A 1,378-nucleotide genomic window follows, 5' to 3' on the forward strand; every position below is an offset into this window, starting at 1 on the left:
GGGAATGGTCTGAACTGTTCCATCTTCTAATCTCTCTAACTGACTTCGAATCCAGTTAATTGCATAACCCGATTCAATCTGATGAGGTTCAAGGCGCACAAATGTATAACCTTGATCTTCAGCAAGATCATACTTATTAAATGAATTCGCTATCTTTTTCCCACCACGACCAACCGCCCATGGACTGCCCACAATTTCTATAAGAAGGTTCAGCTTCACAATATAAAAATCAAACCGCCAATTTTTGGTTGATTCAAATTGAAACTTTCGACGATAACCAATGGCATGTTCTTCTAATTCTTGAAATAGGGTTTCTTCTGCTTCTAAGTATTTTTCTTTGGCTTTCGGTAGTGGCTTATTGCGGGGTTTGGTTTTGATTGGACGCTTCTTGGTTTTCCAGAAATATTCTTTTTCGTCCATATACACCCCTTGTATCAGCAATGTATCGAGAAGATATAAATTAAATACCTTGACTATTTAAATAGTGATACAGATCAATCTGGCGACCGGTTTATTATAAAAACCTTTGAAATATAAATAAGATATAAACATTTAAATCCTACATATATCTACACTTACCCCTCCAAATCATCCCATTGTAAGTGCTACTAGTATGTCACTCTGAATAGGTCGAATCTTCGGCAACAAAAATTGAGAAAACTATGTTAGTTAATACAAATACCGCTCAAAAAGCTTCTTTCAATCAATTTTCAAATAATGCTACTGAAAACAAGCCTAAATCAGAAAACCATACACAGAAGCCTACACAAGATAAACCCAATCAAAATGATACAACCTCCACTAAAGAGCAAGATGATCAAAAAGAAAATACAGATAAAAAGTAAATCATCGCTCAATCTTTTGATTAGTAAGAAAAGCCTATCTACCTGATGGGCTTTTTGAAATTTGAAATATCTATTCTACACAACACCACTTCAAATCATCCGGCACAGTTAAATACACACCCAACTGAGTCACAGTAAAGTCATGCACGTAATTCAAATACTCGGTCATCTGCTTAACGCTTAATTTTGTAGTACTGCAAAGTCTTATCACCTGCTCTGCAATCACCCGGTATTCTTCACATTCATTCTGCTTGAGCATTGCAATCGCATTACAGGTCTCAGCAAACTCCTGATCATCACGACGATAGATATAAATCAGGAATCGTTTCTTAAACTCGTAATGGAGTGAATCTTTATCCTGACCAGTCTTTTTCTCTATCTGGCCAAGCCACATCCAATAAAGGCGATTCTGTGCAGTGGATCTATCATCCTGTTTCTGATCAATCACCACCCTTAACGGCTTACCCTCATTAATCGCCTGAGTGTAATTGGTGTGCATGTAGTTAATGGCTTTAGTGATGTCGGCATGACTC

At 37.1% G+C, this 1,378-nt stretch carries 3 protein-coding genes; 1 reads left to right on the forward strand and 2 read right to left on the reverse strand.

Going from position 1 to position 1,378, the window contains the following annotated elements:
- Positions 1-420 (reverse strand): hypothetical protein (locus GGG_RS0118830; protein ID WP_010117910.1); only part of this gene is annotated, 420 nt, incomplete at its 3' end.
- A gap of 242 nt (positions 421-662) precedes the next feature.
- On the opposite strand from GGG_RS0118830, the gene GGG_RS0118835 reads away from it, so the two are divergent.
- Positions 663-845: a hypothetical protein gene (locus GGG_RS0118835; RefSeq protein WP_004646436.1), complete on the forward strand. Its 183-nt coding sequence runs from the start codon at positions 663-665 to the stop codon at positions 843-845.
- 70 nt (positions 846-915) lie between these two features.
- On the opposite strand, the gene GGG_RS0118840 is transcribed toward GGG_RS0118835, so the two are convergent.
- Positions 916-1,378: recombination protein NinB (locus GGG_RS0118840; RefSeq protein ID WP_010117911.1), on the reverse strand; the 463-nt coding region annotated here is incomplete at its 5' end.

This window comes from Acinetobacter sp. P8-3-8 (genome assembly GCF_000214135.1).
GTDB lineage: Bacteria > Pseudomonadota > Gammaproteobacteria > Pseudomonadales > Moraxellaceae > Acinetobacter.